Consider the following 24,855-nt stretch of genomic DNA (forward strand, 5'->3'; position numbering starts at 1 on the left):
GCGGCGCCTAGCCCGACGCACGCAAGGTAATCATTTTTAAGCCAAAACCGATAAAAACTATGCCAGTCAGCAGTTTTATACCTCTTTGAAAATATGTCGCTCTTGCTGCCTTCCCTAAACTGCCGAGCAACCATATCAAACCACTGAACCAGAGTGCAGCCACCAGAGCATGCACACCAACCAGCACGAAGGCACCTCCGTCCGAAAAACTGTCAGTCATAGCAAACTGCGGAAATGCAGCAAGGTAAAACATTGAGACCTTGGGATTAAGCGCATTGGTCAAGAAACCCTCGCCAATCGCCCGGCGAAGTGAATGCTTCTTTTCTTTTTTGCTTTCTTTCGGCGCAGCAGCACACTCGCCTTTCCATGCGGCGTAGAGGGCCCCGATCCCAATCCAGCATAAATATAAAGCGCCAACATACTTGATGACAGCAAAAGCCAGAGCCGAGTTCATCAAAACTACCGAAACCCCAAGCAATGAAAATGTGCCGTGCAGGAAAAACGCTGCAACGAATCCCAGCACGTTACCAAACGCAGCCATACGGCCACTGCTGGCCATAGTACTGACTATCAACACGCCGTTTGGCCCCGGAGACATAACTAGCAAGCTGGCAATTATAGAAAATGTAACAAGCAACTCTAACTGCATAAGTTTCCCCCGAATAATGCAATTAAGCTACGCAGCTGCAGACACATGTCAATAAAACCATAAGAGCATCATAGGGATTTTTAATTAGACATTTATTTAATTTTATTGAAATGTCATCTATGGCCCCTAAAAGCAAATAGATAGTTTCACAAGTCATTTGCCGCCTAACATATTAAAAACAAACATTATTTCGGCAAGTACCCATGTCTTCTATGAGGTGTATTATGTCTTTTTGGAATCCGCAGTATCGCTCCTACAAACTCGCTTACATTTTTGGAAACCGCACCAGCGAGACCGTTTATGGCAGCAAACTCAATGAGTTCATTCATGCCAATGATGGCAACGACACGGTCTATGCAGGCGGTGGACATGACACCGTATATGGCGGCTTTGGCGACGACCTGATCCATGGGGGCTGGGGCCACGACACCCTCCACGGTGGTTTTGGCGCTGATCGTCTGTTTGGCGGCGCGGGCCGTGATATTCTCACCGGTGGCTTTGGCGCTGACTTGCTTGATGGCGGCAAAGGTAACGACCATCTCAACGGCGGCTTCGGTGATGATACTCTACTTGGCGGCAATGGCCATGACGTCCTGCTGGGCGAGTTCGGCAACGATATGCTGGACGGCGGCAATGGCAACGACAAGCTAAACGGTGGCTTTGGCGATGATGTGCTCAAAGGCGGCGAAGGCAATGACATACTCATCGGCGAATTTGGTGACGATACCTTTGAAGGTGGTGATGGCAACGACACCATTAACGGCGGCTACGGCTACGATACTGCCCGCGTCTCTCATTCCCTTACCGATTACACCTTTGGCAAAACCGGCCCTTTCTGGAACCGCGCCACCACATTAACCCGCTGGATCGACAACACCAAAGCAGAGCAAGACACCCTGCGCGGCGTGGAAGAAATCTATTTCACAGCAGACGACTACACCTACTACCTCGATGGTCGCAACAACGACGCCCTTGCTAGGGATGATGCATTCGCCACCGGTGAAAACACAGCCCTGTCTATTAAATTGAGTGACCTGCTCATCAACGATATCGATCCAGATGGCGACACCCTTGCCTTGTCCCATATCGACACCGTGACCAGCTCAGGCATCGCCCTAACCTTGCAAAACGGTGTTGTAACCTATGCGCCCGGTGACCTCTTCGATCACCTGCAAGCCGGGCAGAGCGCTACCGACACCTTCAGCTACACCATCACTGATGGCAACGGCAGCACCAGCACCGCCACAGTAACCCTGACCATCGACGGTGAAAGCGACGCGCCAACGCTGACAATCACCGGCGACAAAGCCATCGACGAAAACAAAACCGGGCTTGTGGCGCAAGCAATCGCCACAGATGTCGACAGCACCGGCCTGACATTCTCCATCTCTGGCGGCGCCGACGCGGCGCTGTTCTCCATAGACGCGCTCACCGGCGAAATCTTTTTGGATACCGCCCAAGACTATGAGAACCCTGCCGATGCCAACACTGATGCAAGCTATGAGCTGGAAATCACAGTCAGCGACCCACAAGGTGGCTCCTGCACCCGTCCGCTAACCATCGAATTGGGCAATGCCGCCCGCACACTCATCGCCTTCGACATGGTCGGTTCTGCCAGCAAAAACCTGCTGAGCTACGCGAACAACGCGCCGAAGTTTTCCAGCAAGGCGGATGGCTTTCAAAAATACAGCATGGGGGATAATGTCCCATACTCGATTGTTGATGACAGTACCTTCAGCTACCCGAGGGACAAAGCTGGCATCATCGACCGCTCCACCAACACCGATACATTTTTCGGCATCACCGACACCGAAAATGGCAACAACAGCGGCCCTGTTACCGCCGTTTGGAACTTCGATATTGAGGGCTTTACCGATCTTGGCTTTTCCATTGACGCAGGCGCTATGGGAGACTTCGAAAACAATGACTTCTTCGAACTCACATACGCGATCGATGGCGGTGCAACAAAAACCGCGTTCAAGTTTGTTGCAGATGAACAAGGCAAGCACACCTACACTCTTGCCGATGGCGACGAATTCACCCTGAGCGATCCGCTGACCGATGCAGCCAGCGGCAAAACCCTAAGCAACGTTCTGCAAACCCTGACGACAGATCTGCAGGGCACCGGCAGCACGCTCACCATCACACTCACAGTCGAAACAGATGGTGGCAGCGAGGCGGTTGCCCTGCAAAACATGCAGGTGACCGGCGAGGCTATCGACCCGTCAACACTGCCCACAACCTTTGCCGTTGCGGCTGATGCTGACACCGTGAACGAGGGTGATAGCGGCACGACCCAAGTCACCTTTACTGTCACCCGCGCTGGAAACAGCACAAAGGCAGCAACATTGGACTTCGCGGTCTCCGGCGCTGTCGATGCTGACGATTTTGGCGGTTCCCTGCCTACAGGGACAATTACCTTTGCCGCTGGCGAGACCACAGCAAAAGTTACACTTAATATCGTAGGGGACACACTGGCAGAAGCCGATGAAGCCTTGACGCTGACCCTGTCAAACCCGTCAAGCGGCACCATCACCACGCCAGCAGCAACCACTACAATTCTGAACGACGACATCTCCTATACCTTGATCTCTGAAATTCAGGGGGATGGCGATGCCAGCACACTGGTGGGCGAACGTGTCGACGTCTCTGCAATTGTAACCCGCGTCGATGACAAGGGCTTCTTCCTCATGGAGGAAACAAAAGATCAGGATGGCAACATAAAAACCTCTGAAGGCATCTATGTCTATCAACGCAATGCCAACGTGCAGGTAGGCGATCATGTGACGTTCAACGGCAAAGTGAATGAGTTCAAAGGGGAAACCCAGCTGGGTTCTCTACGCGCTCTGACAATCCTTTCCTCCGGCAATGCCCTGCCCGCCGCTGCACAAATCCTGTTGGGCGAGACAGATCTGTCCAACATGGAAGCCTATGAAGGTATGCTGGTAGAGATCTCTGCCGCCGAGGACCGCGAACCCCTCACCATCATCGAAAATTATAATCTGGACCGTTATGGCCAGATTGAAATCAGCGCCGGCAATCAGGTTCAGGCCACACAAATCTATGATGCGCAAACGCAAGGCGCTGAAATCGCCGCCCATATCGCCGACAATATGAACAACCGCATCTCGTTGGACGATGGCAGCAACGCACAAAACCCAGATGGCTTTGCATACCTGCCAGCCAATTCTGGCGACAATGGCAACGGCTATCTGGATGCAGGCGACACCTTCTCTGAAACGGGTCCAACCGTTCGCCTTGGCACGCAGATTACCGAACCTGTCCGCGGTATCGTCGATTTCAACTACGGCCAGTTCAACGTAGTTGTGCAAGACCAACTGGTGTTTGACGAGACCACTAATTCCGGCGCCCGCGAGCAAGCTCCGCAAGACGTTGGCGGCGAATTGAAAGTGGCAAGCTTCAACGTGCTCAATCTGTTCACCACCTTGCGCGGCCAAGGCACCTCCGGCCCCAATGGCCTGAACCCGCGTGGCGCAGGAACCGAGGCCGACCTTCAGCGTCAAACGGACAAAATCGTCGATGCCATGCTTAAAACCGGCGCAGACGCCTTCGGTCTGCAAGAGCTGGAAAACAACGGTTTTGACGACACCTCCGCCATCAAGCATCTGATCGATGCCCTCAACAAAGAGGCTGCGGCGCGCGGTTTAGATGCCTCTTTCACCTTCGTAGACCCAACCAACGGAGATCCGGAGGGCTATCTCGGCACCGATGCCATCACAACCGGTATCATCTACCGAGACAATGTACTGCAGCTTGAAGCTGCCGACTATATCGTCTTCGAAGAAGGTTCGGCAGCATCAACCTACGCCATCGCCGAGCGCCTCAACGCTTTCACCAGTGACGACGTGTTGGATCTGCAACGCAACCGCCCGTCGGCTGCCGCAACCTTCAAGCACAAAGACACAGGTGAAAGCTTCACCATGGCCGTCAGCCACTTTAAGTCCAAAGGCGATAGCAACTTGCAGGACTTGGCTGATGATGTGGCAAGTGCATTGGCAAGTGGCGCCGTACCTGCCGATCTTATTGCGCAAGTCGAGGCGGATCTGGCGCTCTTGAAAGCAGATCCAAACTTTGATCAGGGCAACGGCCAAGGTTTCTGGAACCAAGTGCGCGCCGATGCAGCCTCTGAGCTTGTAGAGTGGCTGAAGAGCGACTACGCCGGTGCGGCCCTTGACGAGGACCACCTCATTCTGGGGGATCTGAACGCCTACGCCATGGAAGATCCGGTCCAGAACATTCGCGATGAAGCTGGCTACACAGACCTGCTGCGCAAATATCTGGGTGAAGATGCCTACTCCTACGTCTTCGATGGGCAACGCGGCAGCCTTGATCATGGCCTAGCGTCTGGATCTATGGCCTCTCAGGTAACCGGCGCAACCGAATGGCACATCAACGCCGATGAGCCTGACCTGCTTGGCTACAACAGCCACTACACAGATGCAGGGTTCTACAACGAAGACCCGTTCGCCTCTTCTGACCACGATCCACTCATTATTGGGTTGGATCTTGGCCTGCCGCAAGAAGGGCTGATCGCGTAGATACCAGTCGCGGCTCATGTGAGCTGAACCACAAGCGCAGCCTTCCCTTTTAGCAAAGGGGAGGCTTTTTTCATTTTTCCCCTTGACCTAGACTCTACTCGAACCCTTAAGCAAACAAGGCAAGAGGACTTGCAGATGAAAATAGGCGAACTGGCCAGACGGAGCGGCCTAAGCGCTCATACCTTACGTTACTACGAGAAGTACGGCCTGATCCCACCCCCGTTAAGGGATAGCTCTGGCCAGCGCGTTTACGGCGAAGACGCTTTGGATTGGCTCGCATTTTTAAAGCATCTCAAACACACAGGTATGCCGCTGTCGAAGATGCGCCGCTACGCCCACCTACGCGCACGCGGCGACACCACTTTCGCAGCAAGACAGAACATGCTGCAGGAGCACCGTCTCGCTGTCTTAGCGCAAATAGGCACACTGCAATCCTGCCTCGACGCATTGGAACGCAAAATCGCGTTCTATAACCAACTGCAACAAGGAGACCACGCAGATGACAACAACAACCTCGCAAGAGAACACACCAAAGCCTAGCAATCGATACACACGCGGACTTGCCAAACTTCGTGAAGTTGATGGCCGCACCGGGGAAGACGTCCTAGCCGGATTGAATGACATTGCTCCAGACCTAGCGCGCTACATCGCCGAATTTGCTTTTGGCGACGTGTATTCACGCCCCGGCCTTAATCTACAGCACCGTGAAATCGCCACCATCGCCGCACTGGCCGCAATGGGTACAGCCACGCCGCAGCTGAAAGTTCACATCAAGGCAGGGTTGAACGTTGGGCTAAGTGAGGAACAGATCATCGAAATCCTCATTCAAATCTCCCTTTATGCCGGGTTCCCAGCCGCTATAAATGCCGTAAATGCTGCAAGAGACGCGTTTGCTGAGCACAAAACCCTCTGATTGCCCCAAAACTAAACCGACTTTTCCTAAAAACGCCCCTTCTGTTCTGACCAAGCATTAAGCTCAAGGCCGCACACTGAAGTTTCATGCTGAACGCTTAACCTGCTCAAAGATCTGATCCTGATATGCCTGTATCGAGCAAAGAAGCATCAAGTCACTGTTTACGCCAAGTCCTTTAGGAGACCCCCTGCAATGTCGGAAAACAAGCAAAACACGTCAGCTCATACCCATGACAAAATGCAGCGCCGCTACGGCGATGACCACGAGCACAAGCATAACAAAGATCACATGAGCTACACCACCGGGCAAAAGACCCATGCCCAAACCCAGCATGGCGGCAATCCGGAGGGGCACAAACACACAAAACAGCACCATGACGGCCATGCGCATTCAGACAATCGGCACCATCATGCCAAGCACCACGACCATAAAGAACACACCCGAGAGCACCACAAGAAACACACGGATTAAGCCGCACCTGCTCCCAACCTAAAAAGGGCCACCCAACTGGGCGGCCCTTTCTTTGTTTGTAAACTAGACAGAGCTTAGGTCAGGAACGGCCCAACCAGCACCCAAGTAATTGCGATTGGAGCAACAATCCGCATGATGAACTTCCATGCGCCCAGCAGTGGGAATGGCAATTCACCATGATTGGTCAACTCGGCAGCAATCTTGTCATAAGCAAACCAACCAGCGCACACAGCCACGGCAATCCCGCCAATTGGCAACAGATACCAATCAACCGTGTTGGACAGCAGATCAAGCACACCATAACCGAATAGGGTGTAATCGCTCCAGATACCTAGCGACAGCGAGCAAGGGATCGACACAACAAATACGATCGCACCAACCAGTAGCGTAGCCTTCACACGGCTCATGTGGAATTGCTCGGACAGGTAGGAAACCGGAATGGCTACCAAGGAGATCGAAGAGGTGATCGCCGCAACAAACAGCATGAAGAAGAAGAACGCCTGGAACAGCTGGCCACCCCACATACCGGAAAATACAGCCGGCAGAGTGATAAAGGTCAGGCCTGGGCCAGCACCTGGGTTAAAGCCAAAGGCGAACACAGCAGGCATCACCAAGAAGCCGGCCAGCACCGCAACGGCGGTATCTAGGAAGCACACCCAGCTGGCAGAGCTGCGGATATTGTCGTTTTTATTTAGGTAGGAACCATAGGTAACCAACGCGCCCATACCCAAGGAAAGCGAGAAGAACGACTGACCAAGCGCAGCGCTGATTGTCCCCATGCCCACTTCATCCCATTTCGGGCTGAGGAGGAAATCGATACCGGCAGAAGCACCTTCAAGCGTTACCGACCGCGCTACCAGCACAATGAGCATGATAAACAGAAGCGGCATCAAAACCTTAACGGCTTTCTCGATGCCAGAGGAAACACCGGCAATAACCACAGCCAGCGTTAGGCCTAGGAAGATCACATCATAGATGATCGGGCGTGTGGTATCGCCAACAAGCGCACCGAACTTGCTACCCAGTTCATCAGGTGTACCGCCAACAACAGCACCGCTCAACGTGTCGATGAAGTAAGCGATGGTCCAGCCCCCGACAACGGAGTAGTAGGACATAATAATGATTGCGGTGATCACGCCCAGCATACCGGCCCAAGACCAGCCACGTCCGGCAATCTTGCGGAAGGCCCCGACAGGGTTCATCTGCGAGTAGCGCCCGATGCCGATCTCGGCCATCATCAGGCCAATACCAATCGTCGCCATAAAAGCGATGTAGATGATCAAGAAGGCGCTACCGCCATTCTCACCGACAAGGTAAGGAAACTTCCAAACATTCCCAAGTCCCACGGCAGAGCCTGCTGCCGCCATAATGAAGCCAAACCGGCTTCCCCATTGCTCACGCTGCATTTTGTTTTTCTCTCTGTCTGTAGCAGGAGCCCCGATAAGCATCGGATTGCCCAATCCTGCAAACAATACTGACCAATTCAGCAATAAACTGTCTGCAGAGTGCCCCTGTCAGATCTTTTCTTTCATAAGGCTGGCGACGTTGTTTACAGGGCAAATCGCCACAGTCAAGCTGGGAAATTGCGTGCGCGACGCATGCCATCAAAGAGCGTTACGATGACAATTGCCAAGATCAAAACATATACGACTATACGTGATACACATTAGCAGAACCTGCCAAAATCAGATTAAAACAAGGCAATATTATCTACATGCGCTCATATGCTCTTGATATAAATATTTCTAAAACTGCGGCAAAAAGAACTAAATAATCAGGGGAGACTGTTCCGTATTTCTGCGTAAACGCGCAATTTTTTTGTCAAAAGTGCTCGTTTCAAGTCAGAGTTCAGCGCATTATTGCGCCTCTCATCATCTTTTTTCCATGATTCCGCAAACGATAATTACCGTTGCGACACGTGCTCCTGCAGTCTGGCGTAATCTTCTCCTCGATCAATGTCTTGCAGGTAGGCAGGGCTGTGCACCCCCATCGCATCGACCATCGGGGAAGGCTCCGCCGCCTTCACCAGCTTGCGCAGGTTCAGCTCACCGCACCCAACATCATCAAGCAGTCTGGGTGGCAGCACCACCGGATAACCCCACACACCCTCAAGCTGCGGAACAACAATACGCTGACAGCCACCTTGATAAAACCGTGCAGCCACCTGCCGGTACTCCGCAATACCAAGCCCCGGCATATCACCTTTGGCGACCAAAACGCCCTCTCCCATCAACTCGGGCTGCGCGAGCGCCGCGCGTACGCCTGCCGCAATCGAGCTCGCCTGCCCATCCCGATAGCTCTTATTGTAAACGAAAGTGACATCAAGCCCCTTCAGTGCCGCCTCGACCCGCTCACTTTCAAAGCCAGTAACCACCAACAGCCGCCCCAACCCGCTGGAAAGCAACCGCTCGGCACAGCGCAGCACCATGGGTTGGCGTCGCACCGGTAAAAGCAATTTGTTCTCACCCTGCATCCGCTTGGAAAGTCCCGCTGCCAGCATCACCATCGTAAGGCGTGGCAAATCAACCTGTTGCTGCTCCTGCTTTTCACTCACGCGGATCTCCTCGGGTTCTGCCAGCTTGGGCATGCATTGCAAATATGTGCAAATCTGACGAAGCCAGCGTGGAAATGCAACCACATCATAGCGTGTGCAGGTAAGACGCCCTAAAATACCGCTGGATTTCTTCCTGCCCATTAAGCATCTCAAGGGGAAACGCTGTTCATGAGCGCAAAATGGCTAATCGGACTAATGACCGGCACCGTTGCCGACGGCAATATCGATGTTGCCCTGCTTAAAACCGATGGCGAAAAAATCAGCGAAACCGGCCCTCACGCACTGCTTCCCTACACACAAGAAGAAAACCGGCTGATCAAGGGCGCGATAGCGGCGGCGCAAGACTGGCAATTTGCAAAGAGTGAGCCGCAGGTCTTTGCCGAGGCCGAGGACGCGCTAACCCGCGCCCAGTCTCGGGCTGTCCTCCACTTCCTTCAGGACAACAAACTGAGTGCACAGGATATCGCCGCAATCGGCTTTCATGGCCAAACTGTTCTGCACCGCCCACCCACTGACAATGTACCCGGCGCCACGCGCCAACTCGGTAATGGCGAACTGATGGCACAGCTCACCCGTATTCCGGTGGTCTACGATTTTCGCAGTGCCGATGTGCGCGCTGGTGGCCACGGCGCCCCGCTCGTACCAGTCTACCATCGCGCGCTCATGCGCACGTCTTCGCAGCTTCAACGGGGCCAAAGCATTGCGGCGTTAAACCTCGGCGGCGTTGCCAACCTTACTTGGTGGGATGGCAAAGACGGCTTGATAGCGTTCGACTGCGGCCCGGCCAACGCCCCCATAAACGATTGGATTTCTCACCACGGAGCAGGAGACTACGACGACAAAGGCCGGATCGCTGCCAGTGCCCTGCCAGATTTCCAGCGGGTGGACACGGCCCTTGCCCACCCATACTTCATTCTGCCACCCCCAAAATCTCTGGACCGCAACAGTTTTACATGGCGGCACGCGAAAGATTTACCACTCGCGATTGGCGCCGCCACACTCACACACATTAGCGCAGGCGCAGTCGCCGCCGGCCTCGCCCAATTACCGCAGAGCACACACACACTGGTAGTCTGCGGTGGCGGACGTCACAACCTCCATTTCATGCAGCTTCTTGGCGAAAAAACCGGCGCAAACATCATTAACGCCGACGCGCTTGGCTGGCAGGGAGACGCCATCGAAGCGCAATGCTTCGCTTTCCTCGCCATGCGCCATTTGCGCGGCCTCCATTCCAGCTATGCCAGCACCACCGGTGTCCGCCATGCATGCGTTCTTGGGGAACTGGCGACACCGGCCTGATTGAAAAAGGGCGGAGCGCAGCCGCCGCGCTGCCCTCCGCCCAATGAAATCAATAAACTAAGTCTTTTCCTCGGTCCAAAGCCGCCGCGCAGTCACAAGTCCAACCAACACAACAAACCCGAACTGGCCCAAGGTGAATATGCCGCCGATACCGATAAGCTTGCCCCACACCACGCACCTCGGCAAGCATGCAATCCTGTACCTCCGCAGCAATCCTCCCGCCTGTAACAACATTGCGACACCGCACTTTTTGCAAGCAATTCCTGTAGAAGCCTCCTAAAGATATGTGTAATAACCGCAGTTCAGCAGGCGGGCTCACAGCAGCTCAGCCAACTCTATAATTTTTACCAAGCTATAACTTTGGTTTGCTCAATATACCGCCCGTCGAAAATCCTCATAAACTTGCGCCAGACACACAAGATGGGGTGCCTTAAACAGGCTCGCAACTTCCCAAGCACTTAGAAATTACGCACAGTCATACGCGCATACTGTTGAAAGTTGGGGACAACACCAGCGCAGCGCGCACCAACGCCACCCGATACCAGTTAACCTAGTGCCACGTACATGCGGCAAGCACTCTTACCCTTAGGAACACCTCATGCGGGCAAACAAAATCCAGTCCATTGCGCTCGTCTCCAGCGGCACGCCTGAGGCAGAAGCGGCAAGAATCGAACTTGAGAAGCGCTACGCCTGTACAAACGCGGAAAATGCCGACGCCATCATCGCCCTCGGAGGCGATGGCATGATGCTGCAATGCCTTCACACCTATATGAACACCGGCAAGCCGGTTTACGGCATGAACCGCGGTTCGGTTGGCTTCATGATGAATGAGTTTCGCCCCGATGGTCTGCTCCAGCGCCTAGCGGCGGCTGAACTGCGCACAATCCACCCGCTGAACATGGAAGCCACCGATACAAGCGGCAACAGCTTCACCGCACGTGCTCTGAATGAAGTTTCCTTGCTTCGGCAAACTCACCAAGCAGCCAAGCTTCGTATCCAGGTAGACGGCCGCGAGCGATTGGAAGAGCTGATTTGCGATGGCACAATCGTCGCCACTCCAGTGGGCAGCACAGCCTACAACCTATCCGCTCACGGACCGATTCTCCCAATGGACGCGCCATTGCTGGCACTCACCCCAATCAGCGCATTTCGTCCACGTAGATGGCGCGGAGCACTTTTACCCAATAGATCAACTGTGCACATTACTGTTAGGGAAGCAGATAAACGCCCGGTGAGCGCAACCGCCGATCACCAAGAGTTTCGACATGTCACACAAGTCTCAATCTTTGAAGACGCAACGTCATCCTGCCTGTTGATGTTTGATAGCGATCATAATTGGGATGAAAGAATTCTAACGGAGATGTTTCGCTACTAGCTATTATACCAGTTACACATATTATGGCTATCCTATTGTTTAATAGCTATTATTATTGACAAGGGTACTTTTTTGGTAAACACACGCCTTGATAGAAAGGGGCAATTAGCCCTATTATCATAAGTAAAGAATTCTAACTCATCTCAAGCAAAAGCCGCGGATCGATCAATATGAAATCAAAAGACAGCGCCAAGGCAGAAGACTACCAGCTGGTCAAAGCCCCGAAAGACCTGTCAAAAAAGGTTCGAAAGCTCTCGGCCCGTGAGGCTGCCAAGTTTGATCCTGTCAAAGCCGCTGAAGCTGCTGTCGAAAATCTCTCTGATCGCTTCAACGGTTGGATGGGTGAAGAGGTAGATAATTTAACCAGCGCATGGGAGGATGTGCGCCTCTCCGGCTTCAATGAGGATAACTACGGTTGCTGTTTCCGCAATGCCCACGATTTGAAAGGGCAAGCTGAAACTCTCGGCTTCCCGCTTGTAGGGCGTGCCGCAAAGAACCTAGCTCTTTTGCTTACAGCTGCAAAAGAGACCCAAATCTACCCCATGGAGCTGCTTGGCCAGAATGTGGACGCAATCCGCGCCATGGTCAATGAAGAAGCACGGGATACAACCAGCCGTATAGGCATCGCTCTTGTCGAGCGTCTGGAGGAAGTCTCAGCCCCCCTATTCGAGCGCGCTTTCGGGGAGGCCTTCCACGAAGGCAACTTGGATGAGCACCTGACAGATCAGGACAACGGCAGGCTCTAGGCGTGCCATAAGCCAAAGAGCCGCCAAATCTAGGCGGCTTCGAGCATTTTCGACACTCTAAGCTTCGCGCAGGAGCGCGAAATATCGTCGGATAGCCGCAGTAACAGGTCTTCCAGATCGCCCAGCTCGGCAATTTCCAACTCCACGCGTAGCGCCACCAGCTCGTTCACCACCAACCGGGCCTTTTCCCAGTGCGGCAGGTCCAGCTCTTCTGCTTCACACCAGAATTCCAATGCTCTTTGCAACAGCCGGATCACCCGTTTTGGCAAGCCACACTTTTTCATCAAAGCCCCCGCTGCCAAGCTGCCCGGGCGCCGCAAGATCTGCTGCACCCGTTTGCCCGCCACATGTGAAAGCTTTTGTACCGCCGCTTCAACCAATCCATGACATCCGCATACACTGGCACGTAGCAAAAGCAGTGTGGTCATTTCACCACTTATCACCAGATGCTCGACGAGCCGCTGCATATCGTCTTCGCTGGCCTCCCAAGCCAGAGAAATTGTCGCCTTATCCTTGGCATCAACTACCAGCGCATCTGCGCAACGCCCCACATCCCCAGTGCTCACAGAAGGATGCAAACGCAGCCGCTCAACATACCCCCGCAGCACCACATGGCGTACACTTACCGGTACGTCCGTGCGCGCCAGCATCGCCGCACAAACCTCATCATTAGTGCCAAAACGTTCCGCCAATCGCTCAAACGACGCCGCGACCAATACGGCCGACTTGTTTTCCATAAGCGCCAAGCAGGCCTGCGCATCTCCAACTTCGGCAAGCGCCGCAGCAACTCCGGCCCCCAAGTTGCACCTCCACGCCACAGCCATCGCTTTTTCTGGTAGGCATGTCGCCACCAAGTCAATCAGATCACTTTCGTCTATATCCTTAGAGTGTTGCAGAACAGGCAAAGCAACCTGCGGCACATCTGTGATCATGGAGGAGAGCAAATGTCGGGCAACGCCTTGCCCCTGTGCCAACTCTTCAGCCAAAGCCGCACGTACAGGCGTACTGCTGTCATCCAACAGAAATGTCAGCGCAGCTTCCGCCTCCTCCAGCTCTTCCTCACCAAGATCAGAATACAAATAGGCCCGCGCCAGTGCGCCCGCCGCATCCTTGCGACTGCCCTCTGGCGCTCCTTTGATCCAGCTGAAGAACTGACGAATAATCATACGTGCAAACCTAATTACTATTGCTCAGTATTTAGATACCGTTCAAATTCTTAAGGTTTGGTTCACCCTAGTGGTAATTAACAGGTCGGACAAACAATTGCGCCAGTCTACCCCCGTCTGGTCAACTGCAAAAAGGCTGTAAGGTCAAGCGGACCACGCGTTCCTTGCGCAGCATCCCCCGCACTAGTCACCTCAGGTTTTTCCTGCGGCGTAGCCTGCACCTGCTGCTGTTGAAGCGATGCCTGCACTTGCTCGTCTTCGCGCAGCTTCGTCAAATAAGAAGCGTTGAGCGCCTGTCGCTTTTGACCAGCCACATCAGCGCGAAACAAATCACCAAGCACACCGCCACCACTTTGATACGCTGTAAAAATGCGACTGCGGCGAATTGTAAAAGGCTCTTGCCGCGGTTCCGCGCTGCTTATGGTCGGGGCAGTCGCGTCAACTTCAGCAACATGCGGCGGAAAACCATCTATTGGCTTGCGGTTTGGCACAGGCACAGCCTCTCCCGCGGCCAACTGCATAGGCTGAACATCCATGGATGCAGCAAAGGCGCCCTGCACCGCCGTCTTGATTTGAGCAAACGAGAGCGGCTTCCCCCCCTCGCCGAAAAACACCGCCGGATTGGCCTTGGCTTCTTTTTGAAACAACAGCGCCGCCGGCATCTGCGGTCTGTCTTCCGCAGCCCGGATAAACCGCAGCGCCCCTTGCGCGCCAAGAAAGTGCGCCAAATACAACTCGTCACTACCAACCTCGCGCCCCAGCTTGCGCGCCAGCATCCCCGCATTCTCACGGCTGAGTGCGCCAGCCATCAGGGCTGAGATCTCCGGATCCCGCCGCAACGCCAGTATCTCGGAGCGCTTGGCTGGGTCTGCCACTTCAAACCGCCCCGCGCGTTGGCTCACATGTTGGGCAAAGCGCTCAAGACCCAACGCAGCACCATGCTTGCCCATGGTCTCCAGCCACGTACTCTCGATAAACTGAAACAGCCCCTCTGCAGAAGATCCTGCGGCTTTCGCCTGTGGCTGCAACGAAGACTCGCGCACAGCTGTATGCAGCAAATAGTCAAAGGATGTACCGGTAGCCGAGCTGGCCTTTTCAAAAGCCGCCTGATACTTCGCTCCGGTTTTCCCCTCTGCCTTCACGTCCATCACTGGCAGGCCTGATAGTTTTGCCAAAAGCTGCCCTTCTTTAATCTGAAATCTGAGTTGATTTTACGCTCTGTTACTCAACGCTCACTTAGGTTTAAAGTTTTAATCATTTCTCAAAGTTTGAACAGGGCGGACCTCCGCCCACAGCGCACAATTTTCAAAAGGATTCACTGATTTTACCTGCCTTGCACTCTCTAAGGCGGCTTTGACGCACTTGCTGTCCGCGCACAAACTGTTTAGGCAAAAAACAACATTGCTGCATATAATAGAACCAAAGCTCCAGTCAGACACGTGGCAAAGACTGGCGATACAGAGGCCTCATGCGCACATTACTTTACTCAAAACTTCATAGCCTTGACGTCAAGTCATCTCCGGCAGATGCGTGGCTCGCATTGGCCCCTGCCCGTCCAGCCAGCTTTGAGCATCGTTACGGTGAATTGACGCCCCAAAAACTTGCCGGATATGAACACGTATTTCTGCAACTCCACGACGCCGCAGAAGAAACAATTCACAGTGCACTCGCCCCTTACATTCCCACAGCAGCTTTTACCGCAATTAAAGGCTTGCTGGTGTCTTTCATCTCCACAAGAGCTGATCTGCAGCGCTTGCACACCATTCTATCCGCGGTTGAAGCAAAGTTTGGCCTCGCCGCAGGGCGGCTGCAACTTGTCATCGAATTTGGTCATCACGTCGAGCCCCTGCTAGCCCCGCAATTGCTAAAAGGGCTGAGCAATCGCCTCACCGCGATTGTTTGGAACGAGCAGGCCCTGCGCACAACACTTGGGGCCAGTCATTCTCGTGCAGAAAACGGCGCGCTTCTGCCTCCCTTTGCCCATGCGCAAACCATCTGCCTCATGCAGGCCCGCGCTGCCGGGGTCTTGGCGTTAGACAGCCCCTCCCAGCATGACGCGCCCTTTGATCAGATCCTCAAGGATGCCAAGACCGCGCAGCAAATGGGCTTTGACGGCAAGGCCTTTGTGTCTCAGGCGCAAAGGCAAGCTTTTCTAAAAGGCTAGCCGCACCTCTATACAGCTATAAGCCTATTTCGGACGATCCAGCTCGAACACCTCATCAACACAGGCATAATCCATGTAGCCAAGACGAGAGGCCAGCTGCAATGCTGCCATATCAACCTTGCCATCACGCAAAACACCATCATCAATGTAAACACTCACCACCTGACCAATCACCAGATAGCTGTGTGTGTCCTGTCCATCGATCCCCTTTAGGTGTTGCGTGGAAATGTGCCTACACTCTAACGCGGCCTTAACTCCCGCCACCCGCGGCGGACGAACGAGCGAACTCGCCACCTTGCCAAGTCCGGCAAGATCAAACTCGTCAATATCACGCGCAACCGGCTGCGAACTCGCATTCATCGCCGCAAGCAGATCCCGGCTCACAAGATTGCAAACAAACTCACCTGTTTCATCCACGTTGCGCACACTGTCTTTGTATGTGGACGAGGAGAACATCACCATCGGCGGCTGGGCGCAAACCGCATTAAAAAAGCTGTAGGGGGCGAGATTATGTAAGCCATCTCTTGAAACACTTGAAATCCAGCCGATTGGCCGCGGGGAAACCAGTGCTTTAAAAGGGTCATGCGCCAACCCGTGCGCATCTTTGGTTTGATACTGCATGTAATTCCTCAAAGAATAACAGAAAGATAAGATGAAGTCTTGTGGCGCCAATTATTGCCCTAAGACGTCCAGTAACTGGTTTTTTCCAAAATGTCAGGCCGCGGCCGCTCCTTCGGCGTCACACTGGCGCTACCCAAATGCACAAATCCGGCAAACCGTTCTCCCTCACTTGCCCCCAGCAGACGGTTCGCCTCTTCATCATGGCAATACCACTCGCTCAGCCACTGTCCTGCATAGCCCAGAGAAGACGCCGCATTCAGCAAGCTGACACAAACTGCACCAACGCACAGCTCCTGTTCCCAAACCGGTACTTTATGCCCGCGCGCTGGCGCACTAATTACACCAACAACCAACGGCGCGCGCAAAAACCGCTCCAGCTCGACCGAACGCTTGTTGCCTTCCACCACTTCGCCGCGGCTTTCAAGCAGTCGCACCAAAACCTCTCCGGCTTGTGCCCGCGCCTCGTCTGCATACACAACGAAACGCCATGGGGCGAGCTTGCCGTGATCTGGCACCCGCCCCGCCATTTGCAGAATTTGCACCAGTTCCGCCCCTTGAGGGGCTGGCTCAATCAATGTCGCCGCCAAATGCGAGCGCCGGTGCATCAGGAAGTTTTGCACCTCTAGGTTCTTTGCTGTCATGATTCCGTCCAAATCAAATGTTTCAACTCACCCTCATAATCTTGGTTAATTTTCAACCCTGTCAATATCAGGTGAGACAAATGCGTGCTGCCCCTATGAATTCGTTAAAAACCTGCATGTTTTCCAAAAGTTCGCTGTGTTTTTTGACTAAAGCGCTTCCCTTAGTCCAATTCGGCTTGTAGTGTCTTTCGCAGCGTTGAGACGCACTTTTTCATCAAAGTGTGGCGGCAGCGCGACAATCAAGCATCCTTGCATTTCTGAAAGTTTGAGCGAGCGTATCTAGTGATTCACGATCAGCGGCAGTCGTTTATCAGCACCACCCTTTGGGCCATATACGCGGGCGTATTGGCGCTAACGCTCATGTGCGTGCCAGCTCTGGCACAAAATATCATGCCCCTTTCCAAACCATCTGCGCACCCTTTTGCACCAGAGTTACTGGCACCGCAGAAGCAGAAGGAAGAGCCGGAAAAGCTTGTGGTGCCGCCCATCAGCTACGATCCGTTGAGCGGCTATCAAGGGGCCTCTCTTGCCCCTTCTTTTGGCACGAATGTTCTGCCCTATGCTCCGGGCTCGCAGCAGCAAAACAACAGCACGCATCCAGAAAGTCAGGCAACGCTCTATCTGGTGGCCAAGCTCGCCAAGGACCTTCCCAATCTTACCAAGGGCGTGGAGTGGCGGGTATATTCAACCACCGAAAAAGATGGTGAGGGCAACTACAAGCTGCTGCAAACAGCCGCGGATCGCGATGCGGAGTTTCGGCTAAGCCCCGGAACTTATCTGGTTCACACCGCCTATGGCCAAGTGAGTACGGTAACCCGCTACAAGCTCAAGACCGGCGTCACCACAGGAACAATTCTGCTTAACGCCGGCGGCTTTCGCCTTGATGCCGCCTTCTCCGACAAGCTGAAAGTGCCATCACAGCAGCTGCGCTTTGATATCTACGACATGACCTATGATGCTGAGGGCAACCGCACCAAAATCGCATCGAACATCAAGCCCGGCGAACTCGTTGCCGTCGCCGCTGGCACGTATCAGGTCGTTAGCCGCTACGGCTCACTCAATGCACAAATTCGCGCCGATCTGCACGTGCAAGCGGGCAAACTCACCGAGGCCATGCTTTATATGGAAGCTGGCAATGTTACCTTGAAACTGATCAACCAATCCAGCGGCACCTCGCTCGCCAATACGGCATGGACAGTGATGAGCCCTGGGGGTGACATCATCACCAGTGGCATCGGCGCTTACTTGGATGTCACACTCGCCTCTGGTACCTATGAAGTTCTGGCCGAAAACCAAGGTAACACCTACCGCGACAGCTTCACCGTAAACACCGGTGATTTCCAGCGTGAAGTCGCCATCAAGGCTGCAATCAACTAAACCTTCTTTCCTAAAGGCAAATCTAGTGTTCACCTGCCAGTGCATGGACTTTTGCATGCAGATAGGCCGTCATGTCCTGAGCACTCCCTTTTGCCAGTATTTTGTGCGGCTCGATCACCGCCCCAACGCGCACATGAATAGTGGAACCGAGCAAACGGCGAAACTCGCGCACCAGCAAAGCCAACCGCAGTGTCAATGACCACTGGCTAACCAGCTGGAACAAGCGGGAGTTCTGCCCCTCAAAGTAGACCGGCAATACCTGCGCATGCGCGCTACGGATCAACTTGGCGCAAAAGTTTTTCCAAGGTAGCTCCTCAGCCCGTCCCCACATATGACGCGACGTCGCAACACCCCCACCAGGAAAGATCACAATCGTCACCCCTTCTCGCAGCAGCCGCAACGCTTCTCGCCTTGTGGCAAGATTGGTTCGCAGCGCATCTCGCGTGTCTTCAAAGTCAATCGGCAAAGAAAACTGACGTATTTCGGGCACTTTAAGCAGCTCGCTATTAATCAGGATCCGGTAGGGACGCCCCATTTGCTCGGCAAGTGACAGGATCGCCATCCCGTCTCCAATTCCGAATGGATGATTAGCCACAATCACTAAGGGCTGCGCGCTCAGGCCGCGCGGCGGCCAAGCCCCGGCATTCACATCAAGCCCCAGCCCTACAAGCTCCATAAGGCTACTCCAGATATGCGGCGTCACACCAACTATATTATCCCGCCAGTATGCATAGAGCGCTAGCAATTCCTTGCGCCCTGAAAGCCCTTCAACCACGCGGATCGTCCATCGCTTTAAGTAAGGGTGTTCAGGATTTGCATAACTAAGATCAGAGTTTGACACGTGCAAGACGAACTCCTTCGCCGGAAAACCATTCCTCTGCCTAGCAAAGCAACGGTTACAAACACGTGACAACACATCTGGAAACAAGCAAATATCAGAAAAACAAAAGGGCTGGCACCATGCAGGAACCAGCCCATTCTTTTTCTTGCTCTCACATGAAAAGGAACTTTCTAAGAGTAATGTTAGTCCTCTTCGCGCAAGTCAGGCGGTGTTGCCTCATCCACCAGCGAGGAAATCGCATCAGCAAGGCTCATCGGCGTCTGGTCCTTCGAGCCAAGACGGCGAATGTTCACCGATTGCTCTTCCGCCTCACGCTTGCCAACAACCACAATTACCGGCACTTTTGCCAGAGAATGCTCACGCACCTTGTAGTTGATCTTCTCGTTTCGCAGATCAAGCTCACCAGCAAGACCAGCCTTCTTCAGCTTGGCATGCACTTGCTCAGCATACTCGTTCGCCTCAGAAGTGATCGCTGCCACCACATATTGCTGCGGCGCCAACCATAACGGGAAGTGTCCGGCAAAGCTCTCGATCAAGATGCCAAGGAATCGCTCTAGCGAACCACAAATGGCACGGTGAACCATAACCGGTTCTTTTTTCTCGCCGTCACTGTCCACATAGAACGCGCCAAAACGGTCCGGCAGGTTGAAGTCTACCTGTGTCGTGCCACATTGCCATTCGCGGCCAATAGCATCGCGCAGGGTGTATTCAAACTTCGGCCCGTAAAACGCGCCTTCGCCTTCAAGAATACCGGTTTTGATCTTGCCGCCTGATTGCTCTTCAATCTGCTTCAAGACCCGGCCCATAACCTCTTCGGCATGATCCCAAACTGCATCAGAACCAACGCGCTTTTCAGGGCGGGTCGAAAGTTTGACCACAACCTCATCAAAGCCGAAATGCTTGTAGACCGAGAGAATGAGCTCGTTGATTTTGAGACATTCTTCCGCCAACTGCTCTTCTGTACAGAACACATGCGCATCATCTTGCGTAAACGCCCGCACGCGCATCAAGCCGTGAAGTGCGCCTGATGGCTCATAGCGCGACACTGCGCCAAATTCCGCCATGCGCAAAGGCAGCTCACGGTAGGAACGCAAGCCGTGCTTGAAAATCTGCACGTGACCCGGGCAGTTCATCGGCTTGATGGCAAACACCCGGTGGTCTTCTGTCTCGGTGGAGAACATGTTCTCGCGGTACCATTCCCAGTGTCCCGAGGTTTCCCAAAGAGCCTTGTCAAGGATTTGCGGGGCGTTCACTTCCTGATAGTCATCAGCCAACCGGCGGCGCATATAGTTGGTCAGGTTCTGGAACAGCTTCCAGCCCTTGTGGTGCCAAAAAACAACGCCCGGCCCTTCCTCTTGGAAGTGGTATAGGTCCATCTCCCGGCCCAGCTTGCGGTGGTCGCGTTTTTCCGCTTCCTCCAGCATGTGCAAATAGGCTTTGAGGTCTTTCTCGTTAGCCCACGCGGTGCCGTAAATGCGGGTCAGCATCTCGTTGTTGCTGTCCCCGCGCCAGTAAGCACCGGCAACCTTCATCAGCTTGAAAGCCTGCCCGATCTGACCAGTGGAATAAAGGTGCGGCCCGCGGCAAAGGTCCAGCCAATCGCCCTGACGGTAGATCTTGACATCTTCCCCCGCAGGGATCGCATCCACCAGCTCAACCTTGTAGTGCTCGCCCTGCTCGGCAAAATGCGCCTTGGCCTGCTCGCGCGACCAGACTTCCTTGGTGAACTTGGCGTTCCGCTCGATAATCTGCCGCATTTTCTTTTCAATGACCGGCAAATCTTCGGTGGTAAACGGTGTCTCGCGCTTAAAGTCGTAATAAAAGCCGTTTTCAATAACCGGGCCAATGGTCACCTGCGTGCCTGGCCACAATTCCTGCACGGCCTCAGCCATCACGTGCGCCGCATCATGGCGGATCAGCTCCAGCGCGCGTGGATCATCACGGGTAATGATCTCGATGGCGCCATCCTGGGTGATCGGCTCGGCCAAATCACGCAGTTCGCCGTCAATCGCCACAGCCAATGCTTTTTTCTGCAAGGACTTGGAAATGCTCAGCGCGACATCAAAGCCGGAACTGCCAGCCTCGTACTCACGGATTGAATTGTCAGGAAAACTTAGTTTAATCATCATCACTCTCCGGCTCACTCCTGCAAACATAGGCAGGTAAGCAGTGGGTCATTTGGTCACTTCAAAGGAGTGCTTAGCCTAAATGACGAGGCTGGTCCAGAACCTGCGCCGGTCATGCCGCAGATTCTTTCCTGTATCCACGCAGCATGTCGCGTTGATGCAAGTCCGCCTACGACTTCTTCAAAATCTTGATAAGCTTAAAGTACTCGCAGACCAGCGGCATGTCTGGCGCATAAACTCCAAGGCGGGTGAAGTACTCTTTGTGCCCTTCCTGCCAGTGATCCAAAGAAAGGTCACCCTCGCCTTCCAGCACCGCCCAAACCTCGTCAATCTCGTCAAAGCGGCGAATACTCACATCAATCATCTCCACCACGCAAGCGGCCTCGCCCTTGCCGTTGGTGATGACATACTGATCGCCCGCCTGCGGGATGCGCAAGCCTTCGCTTTCATAATAATGCAGATCGCCGCAAGTGGCCGTCTTCGTGCCATTCAGCACCAGCGCCAGCAGCTCATCTGCCAGCTCTGGTGTATCGCCAAAGCTAAAGCTCGACAGTCCCTCGATGTTAATCTCGCTCACGCAGCATAACTCCGTTAAGGCAGCGCCCAACCTATGGAACAAGCTACAACGAGCCTAATGCGCCGCCTGATTTTTCCAAGCCACCAGCTTTACCATAAAATCAATGCAATACAACTTGGCGCAAAACATCACCACAGTGCCAATCACCGTCCACCAAAGATGCAGCTCCCACAAACCATAGATATAGGCAACTGCGCCAAGGGCAGAAGTAAAGTTAAGCAAATTGATCATGCGTCCAAGATGTTGCGGGATAGGTTCTTGCTTTCGTTTCAACCAGATCCGCTCGCCAAGCACCCCTGTCGACATCCAATTATCAGTAGACTTGGGCACACCGAACAACCGGGGGTTAATCCAGACCCAAAGCAGCACAAGCACCACCGGCACAAGATACCACAGCCCCAGCCATACCCGCGACCACACCGCCAGCGCAAACAGAGGTAGTACAGACAAGCGCGACCAACCGCTCCAAGGATTGGTGTGTCGCTCCCAACTCGCATCGTCCATTCCCATGAGCTTTTCGGCAAAACTTCCAAGGTCCATGGCAACTCTCCCTCAAATAGGCAGAGCAAAACCTAGCAAGCTCGAAAGCACCTGTCGATTGACAGCAAAAAGCCACAACAGATCTATAAACAAACAACTTGTTCTTCTGGAAGTTTGGAAGATTATCTCATCAACCTCATAAAGAGGGATGGTGGAGGAGGTTGGATTCGAACCAACGTAGGCATAGCCAGCGGATTTACAGTCCGCCCCCTTTAGCCACTCGGGCACTCCTCCGTCACGCTGCGAAGTGTGTCTCGCCGTGCGGTGTGGGCGGTTTATGCGGTCTTCACGGATAATTGTCAACGGCCCGTTCTGCATTTTTTAAATTTAACTGTATAAATATCGCAGGACGCCGCCAACCTGTTGAAAAGATAAGGCTTAACAGCCGCAAGGCACCAAGAAAACCATCCTAGTCCTCACCGCCAAGGCGTGTCGTTGGGTCAATCTGCGCACCGCGCCAGTCGCCATAGCGCCAAGGCGCATACCACCGCCCTTCAGCTGGCAGGGTCTCTGGCACAGGGTCAAAGCCGCTGGCACCGCCCGGGCGGCAGCGCATAATCCGCGCCAACCCCACCCAGCCTCCGGCCCACAGACCGTAGCGGCGGATCGCGGTCGACGTATACTCAGAGCAGGTCGGCGCATATCGGCATGTCCGCCCGAGAAACAAACTAAGCGAGTGGCGGTAAACGAAAATCAGGGCAAGCCCAATCGCCGCCCCTATGCCCAGCCGCATTGTGCCCTGCTTTTGCCGCTCCAATTCACAGCGAAGGCACATCAGCGCGCGCCCTCACCTGTCTCGCCTGCAAGAGGTAAAGCGCCCAGCTGTTGCAGCGCGTCAACACAGGCGTCAAAAGCCAGCATGGTAGAGGCATGACGCGCTTTGTACTCCCGCACCGGCTCCAGATATCGCAGATCGGCAAAGCGCCCCTCTGGCGCTGGCCCATTCTCTTTAAGCATCGCCCGCAATGCCTGCTGCGCTGCCAGCACCTCCTGCGCCGTGGCTCCCACCACATGCGCCCCCAGCACACTGGCGCTGGCCTGCCCCAAGGCACACGCTTTTACATCCTGTGCAAAGGCACTCACGGTACCTGCCTCGACACACAGCTCCACCGCAACGGTAGAGCCACACAATCGAGAGTGCGCCTTGGCCTTCGCCTCTGGCTGTTCCAGCCTGCCAAGCCCTGCAATATTGCCTGCCAGCTCAAGGATTTTGCTGTTGTAGACGTCGTTTAGCATCGCTCGTGTCATTCCTTAAAATGTGCCGGTTTGGGCCTAGCGACAAAATCACTTCAGCATCGCCCGAGTAAAACTCAATCGAGCCGAAAGGCCCTCTCTTTTCATAGGTCGTATTCTGGCCTATATAAGAGCGCTTGCTGCAAGTTCAAAGCGAAGCGCCGCCCACTAGCTGGCGCCAGACAAGAACCGAAAAGCAGCAGCAACCACGATACGTTATCCGGAGAGCCCGCACCATTGCTTGACCTTGGTTTTGCGCTATGTACCGCCTGTTAGGCCCTTTGTACATAATTTAGCGCAAAAGCTGCGGCGTTTTCAAAAAACGTAACGTGACAGATGTGAATATGGAGATCCGCAATGGAACCAGTCCTCAAACCGGTAAGTGACACCGATCAAGAGGCAAAATCGCAGGCCGCAACCACCAGCCAGCGCCCTTCCCGTGCAGAGGCGGAAGCTGCAGCAGCTGTCTTGTTGCGTTGGACAGGAGATGATCCGGCGCGGGAAGGTCTCATAGAGACGCCTGCTCGTGTGGTCAAAGCCTACGAAGATCTCTTCGCCGGTTATCGCGAAGATCCGAAGGAGCATCTGGAGCGCACCTTCGAGGAAGTCGAAGGCTACAAAGACATCGTGTTGCTGCGCGACATCGTCTTCACATCCTTTTGCGAGCACCATATTCTACCATTCGTTGGGAAGGCTCACATTGCCTACTATCCCTCCAATGCGGTTGTTGGCCTGTCTAAACTCGCACGTGTTGTCGATATCTTCGCCCGCCGCCTGCAAACACAGGAAAAGATGACCGCACAGATCATCGACACCATCCAAAGCACGCTCGCCCCGCGCGGCGTTGCCGTGATGGTCGAGGCCGAGCACCAGTGCATGTCCATGCGCGGTATTCAAAAGCAGGGGGTCTCTACCCTCACCAACAGCTTTACCGGCTGTTTTGCCGAAGATGCAGCTGAGCAGGCCCGTTTTATGCAACTGGTTCGAGCCTAAGCGCAAAACA

At 54.1% G+C, this 24,855-nt stretch carries 23 protein-coding genes and 1 tRNA gene; 10 read left to right on the top strand and 14 right to left on the bottom strand.

The window, feature by feature from the left end; translation table 11 throughout:
• Positions 1-7: 7 nt before the first annotated feature.
• Positions 8-649 (bottom strand): LysE family translocator, encoded by a 642-nt coding sequence (locus AYK82_RS08760; RefSeq protein ID WP_068314195.1) that lies wholly within the window; start codon positions 647-649, stop codon positions 8-10.
• A gap of 224 nt (positions 650-873) precedes the next feature.
• Between AYK82_RS08760 and AYK82_RS08765 the strand changes: the two genes are divergently transcribed.
• The 4 genes from AYK82_RS08765 (at position 874) to AYK82_RS08780 (ending at position 6,592) form a co-directional block, all read left to right on the top strand.
• Complete coding sequence (locus AYK82_RS08765) at positions 874-5,208, top strand: ExeM/NucH family extracellular endonuclease (protein WP_068314198.1); 4,335 nt, start codon at positions 874-876, stop codon at positions 5,206-5,208.
• A gap of 135 nt (positions 5,209-5,343) precedes the next feature.
• Positions 5,344-5,748, top strand: coding sequence for a MerR family transcriptional regulator (locus tag AYK82_RS08770; RefSeq protein ID WP_068314201.1), 405 nt, complete (start codon positions 5,344-5,346; stop codon positions 5,746-5,748).
• On the top strand, positions 5,708-6,121 hold the full coding sequence (locus AYK82_RS08775) for a carboxymuconolactone decarboxylase family protein (protein WP_068314204.1): 414 nt from the start codon (positions 5,708-5,710) through the stop codon (positions 6,119-6,121). The genes AYK82_RS08770 and AYK82_RS08775 overlap by 41 nt, the downstream gene beginning before the upstream one ends.
• Before the next feature lie 192 nt (positions 6,122-6,313).
• Positions 6,314-6,592, top strand: a complete 279-nt coding sequence (locus AYK82_RS08780; RefSeq protein ID WP_068314208.1) for a hypothetical protein — start codon at positions 6,314-6,316, stop codon at positions 6,590-6,592.
• Positions 6,593-6,666: 74 nt separating this feature from the next.
• On the opposite strand, the gene AYK82_RS08785 is transcribed toward AYK82_RS08780, so the two are convergent.
• Together AYK82_RS08785 and AYK82_RS08790 are read right to left on the bottom strand one after the other, a co-directional pair.
• Positions 6,667-7,998 carry a sodium-dependent transporter gene (locus tag AYK82_RS08785; RefSeq protein WP_068315593.1) on the bottom strand — a complete coding sequence of 444 codons (1,332 nt, stop codon included), beginning with the start codon at positions 7,996-7,998 and terminating at the stop codon, positions 6,667-6,669.
• Positions 7,999-8,495: 497 nt separating this feature from the next.
• Positions 8,496-9,287 carry a nucleotidyltransferase family protein gene (locus AYK82_RS08790; RefSeq protein WP_068314212.1) on the bottom strand — a complete coding sequence of 264 codons (792 nt, stop codon included), beginning with the start codon at positions 9,285-9,287 and terminating at the stop codon, positions 8,496-8,498.
• Positions 9,288-9,314: 27 nt separating this feature from the next.
• Between AYK82_RS08790 and AYK82_RS08795 the strand changes: the two genes are divergently transcribed.
• From AYK82_RS08795 to AYK82_RS08805, 3 genes are all read left to right on the top strand, one after another.
• Positions 9,315-10,445: an anhydro-N-acetylmuramic acid kinase gene (locus tag AYK82_RS08795; RefSeq protein WP_068314215.1), complete on the top strand. Its 1,131-nt coding sequence runs from the start codon at positions 9,315-9,317 to the stop codon at positions 10,443-10,445.
• A gap of 598 nt (positions 10,446-11,043) precedes the next feature.
• Positions 11,044-11,820, top strand: coding sequence for an NAD kinase (locus AYK82_RS08800; RefSeq protein ID WP_068314217.1), 777 nt, complete (start codon positions 11,044-11,046; stop codon positions 11,818-11,820).
• Between the two features lie 170 nt (positions 11,821-11,990).
• Positions 11,991-12,566 (top strand): Hpt domain-containing protein, encoded by a 576-nt coding sequence (locus AYK82_RS08805; protein ID WP_082733825.1) that lies wholly within the window; start codon positions 11,991-11,993, stop codon positions 12,564-12,566.
• 29 nt (positions 12,567-12,595) lie between these two features.
• Here AYK82_RS08805 and AYK82_RS08810 read toward each other — a convergent pair whose 3' ends face one another.
• Both AYK82_RS08810 and AYK82_RS08815 read right to left on the bottom strand, forming a co-directional pair.
• Entirely contained in the window at positions 12,596-13,732 is a 1,137-nt protein-coding gene (locus AYK82_RS08810) for a DUF2336 domain-containing protein (RefSeq protein WP_068314220.1), read from the bottom strand.
• 107 nt (positions 13,733-13,839) lie between these two features.
• Positions 13,840-14,907: a lytic transglycosylase domain-containing protein gene (locus AYK82_RS08815; protein ID WP_156453308.1), complete on the bottom strand. Its 1,068-nt coding sequence runs from the start codon at positions 14,905-14,907 to the stop codon at positions 13,840-13,842.
• A 293-nt stretch (positions 14,908-15,200) separates the two neighbouring features.
• Between AYK82_RS08815 and AYK82_RS08820 the strand changes: the two genes are divergently transcribed.
• Positions 15,201-15,896 carry an aldolase/citrate lyase family protein gene (locus AYK82_RS08820; protein WP_068314226.1) on the top strand — a complete coding sequence of 232 codons (696 nt, stop codon included), beginning with the start codon at positions 15,201-15,203 and terminating at the stop codon, positions 15,894-15,896.
• Between the two features lie 24 nt (positions 15,897-15,920).
• Here the strand turns inward: AYK82_RS08820 and AYK82_RS08825 are convergent, their stop codons facing one another.
• Entirely contained in the window at positions 15,921-16,517 is a 597-nt protein-coding gene (locus AYK82_RS08825; protein WP_068314230.1) for a flavin reductase family protein, read from the bottom strand.
• A 59-nt stretch (positions 16,518-16,576) separates the two neighbouring features.
• The gene (locus AYK82_RS08830; protein ID WP_082733826.1) at positions 16,577-17,158 is read right to left on the bottom strand and encodes a nitroreductase family protein; all 582 of its coding nucleotides are present in this window, start codon (positions 17,156-17,158) and stop codon (positions 16,577-16,579) included.
• Between the two features lie 282 nt (positions 17,159-17,440).
• On the opposite strand from AYK82_RS08830, the gene AYK82_RS08835 reads away from it, so the two are divergent.
• Complete coding sequence (locus tag AYK82_RS08835; RefSeq protein ID WP_156453309.1) at positions 17,441-18,535, top strand: hypothetical protein; 1,095 nt, start codon at positions 17,441-17,443, stop codon at positions 18,533-18,535.
• 22 nt (positions 18,536-18,557) lie between these two features.
• Here AYK82_RS08835 and AYK82_RS08840 read toward each other — a convergent pair whose 3' ends face one another.
• The 7 genes from AYK82_RS08840 to AYK82_RS08870 form a co-directional block, all read right to left on the bottom strand.
• Positions 18,558-19,376: a lysophospholipid acyltransferase family protein gene (locus tag AYK82_RS08840; protein ID WP_082733827.1), complete on the bottom strand. Its 819-nt coding sequence runs from the start codon at positions 19,374-19,376 to the stop codon at positions 18,558-18,560.
• Between the two features lie 182 nt (positions 19,377-19,558).
• Complete coding sequence (thrS, locus tag AYK82_RS08845) at positions 19,559-21,502, bottom strand: threonine--tRNA ligase (RefSeq protein WP_068315598.1); 1,944 nt, start codon at positions 21,500-21,502, stop codon at positions 19,559-19,561.
• 169 nt (positions 21,503-21,671) lie between these two features.
• Positions 21,672-22,079 carry an ASCH domain-containing protein gene (locus AYK82_RS08850; protein WP_068314239.1) on the bottom strand — a complete coding sequence of 136 codons (408 nt, stop codon included), beginning with the start codon at positions 22,077-22,079 and terminating at the stop codon, positions 21,672-21,674.
• A 54-nt stretch (positions 22,080-22,133) separates the two neighbouring features.
• Entirely contained in the window at positions 22,134-22,619 is a 486-nt protein-coding gene (locus AYK82_RS08855; RefSeq protein ID WP_208976443.1) for a DUF6653 family protein, read from the bottom strand.
• A 149-nt stretch (positions 22,620-22,768) separates the two neighbouring features.
• Positions 22,769-22,853, bottom strand: a tRNA-Tyr gene (locus AYK82_RS08860).
• A 175-nt stretch (positions 22,854-23,028) separates the two neighbouring features.
• On the bottom strand, positions 23,029-23,394 hold the full coding sequence (yidD, locus tag AYK82_RS08865) for a membrane protein insertion efficiency factor YidD (protein WP_068314242.1): 366 nt from the start codon (positions 23,392-23,394) through the stop codon (positions 23,029-23,031).
• On the bottom strand, positions 23,394-23,855 hold the full coding sequence (locus AYK82_RS08870; protein WP_068314244.1) for an iron-sulfur cluster assembly scaffold protein: 462 nt from the start codon (positions 23,853-23,855) through the stop codon (positions 23,394-23,396). Before AYK82_RS08870 ends, yidD begins: the two co-directional genes overlap by 1 nt.
• Positions 23,856-24,209: 354 nt before the next feature.
• Between AYK82_RS08870 and folE the strand changes: the two genes are divergently transcribed.
• Positions 24,210-24,845: a GTP cyclohydrolase I FolE gene (gene folE, locus AYK82_RS08875; RefSeq protein WP_068314246.1), complete on the top strand. Its 636-nt coding sequence runs from the start codon at positions 24,210-24,212 to the stop codon at positions 24,843-24,845.
• The last annotated feature ends 10 nt before the right edge of the window (positions 24,846-24,855 follow it).

This window comes from Polycladidibacter hongkongensis (genome assembly GCF_001561995.1).
Lineage (GTDB): Bacteria > Pseudomonadota > Alphaproteobacteria > Rhizobiales > Stappiaceae > Pseudovibrio > Pseudovibrio hongkongensis.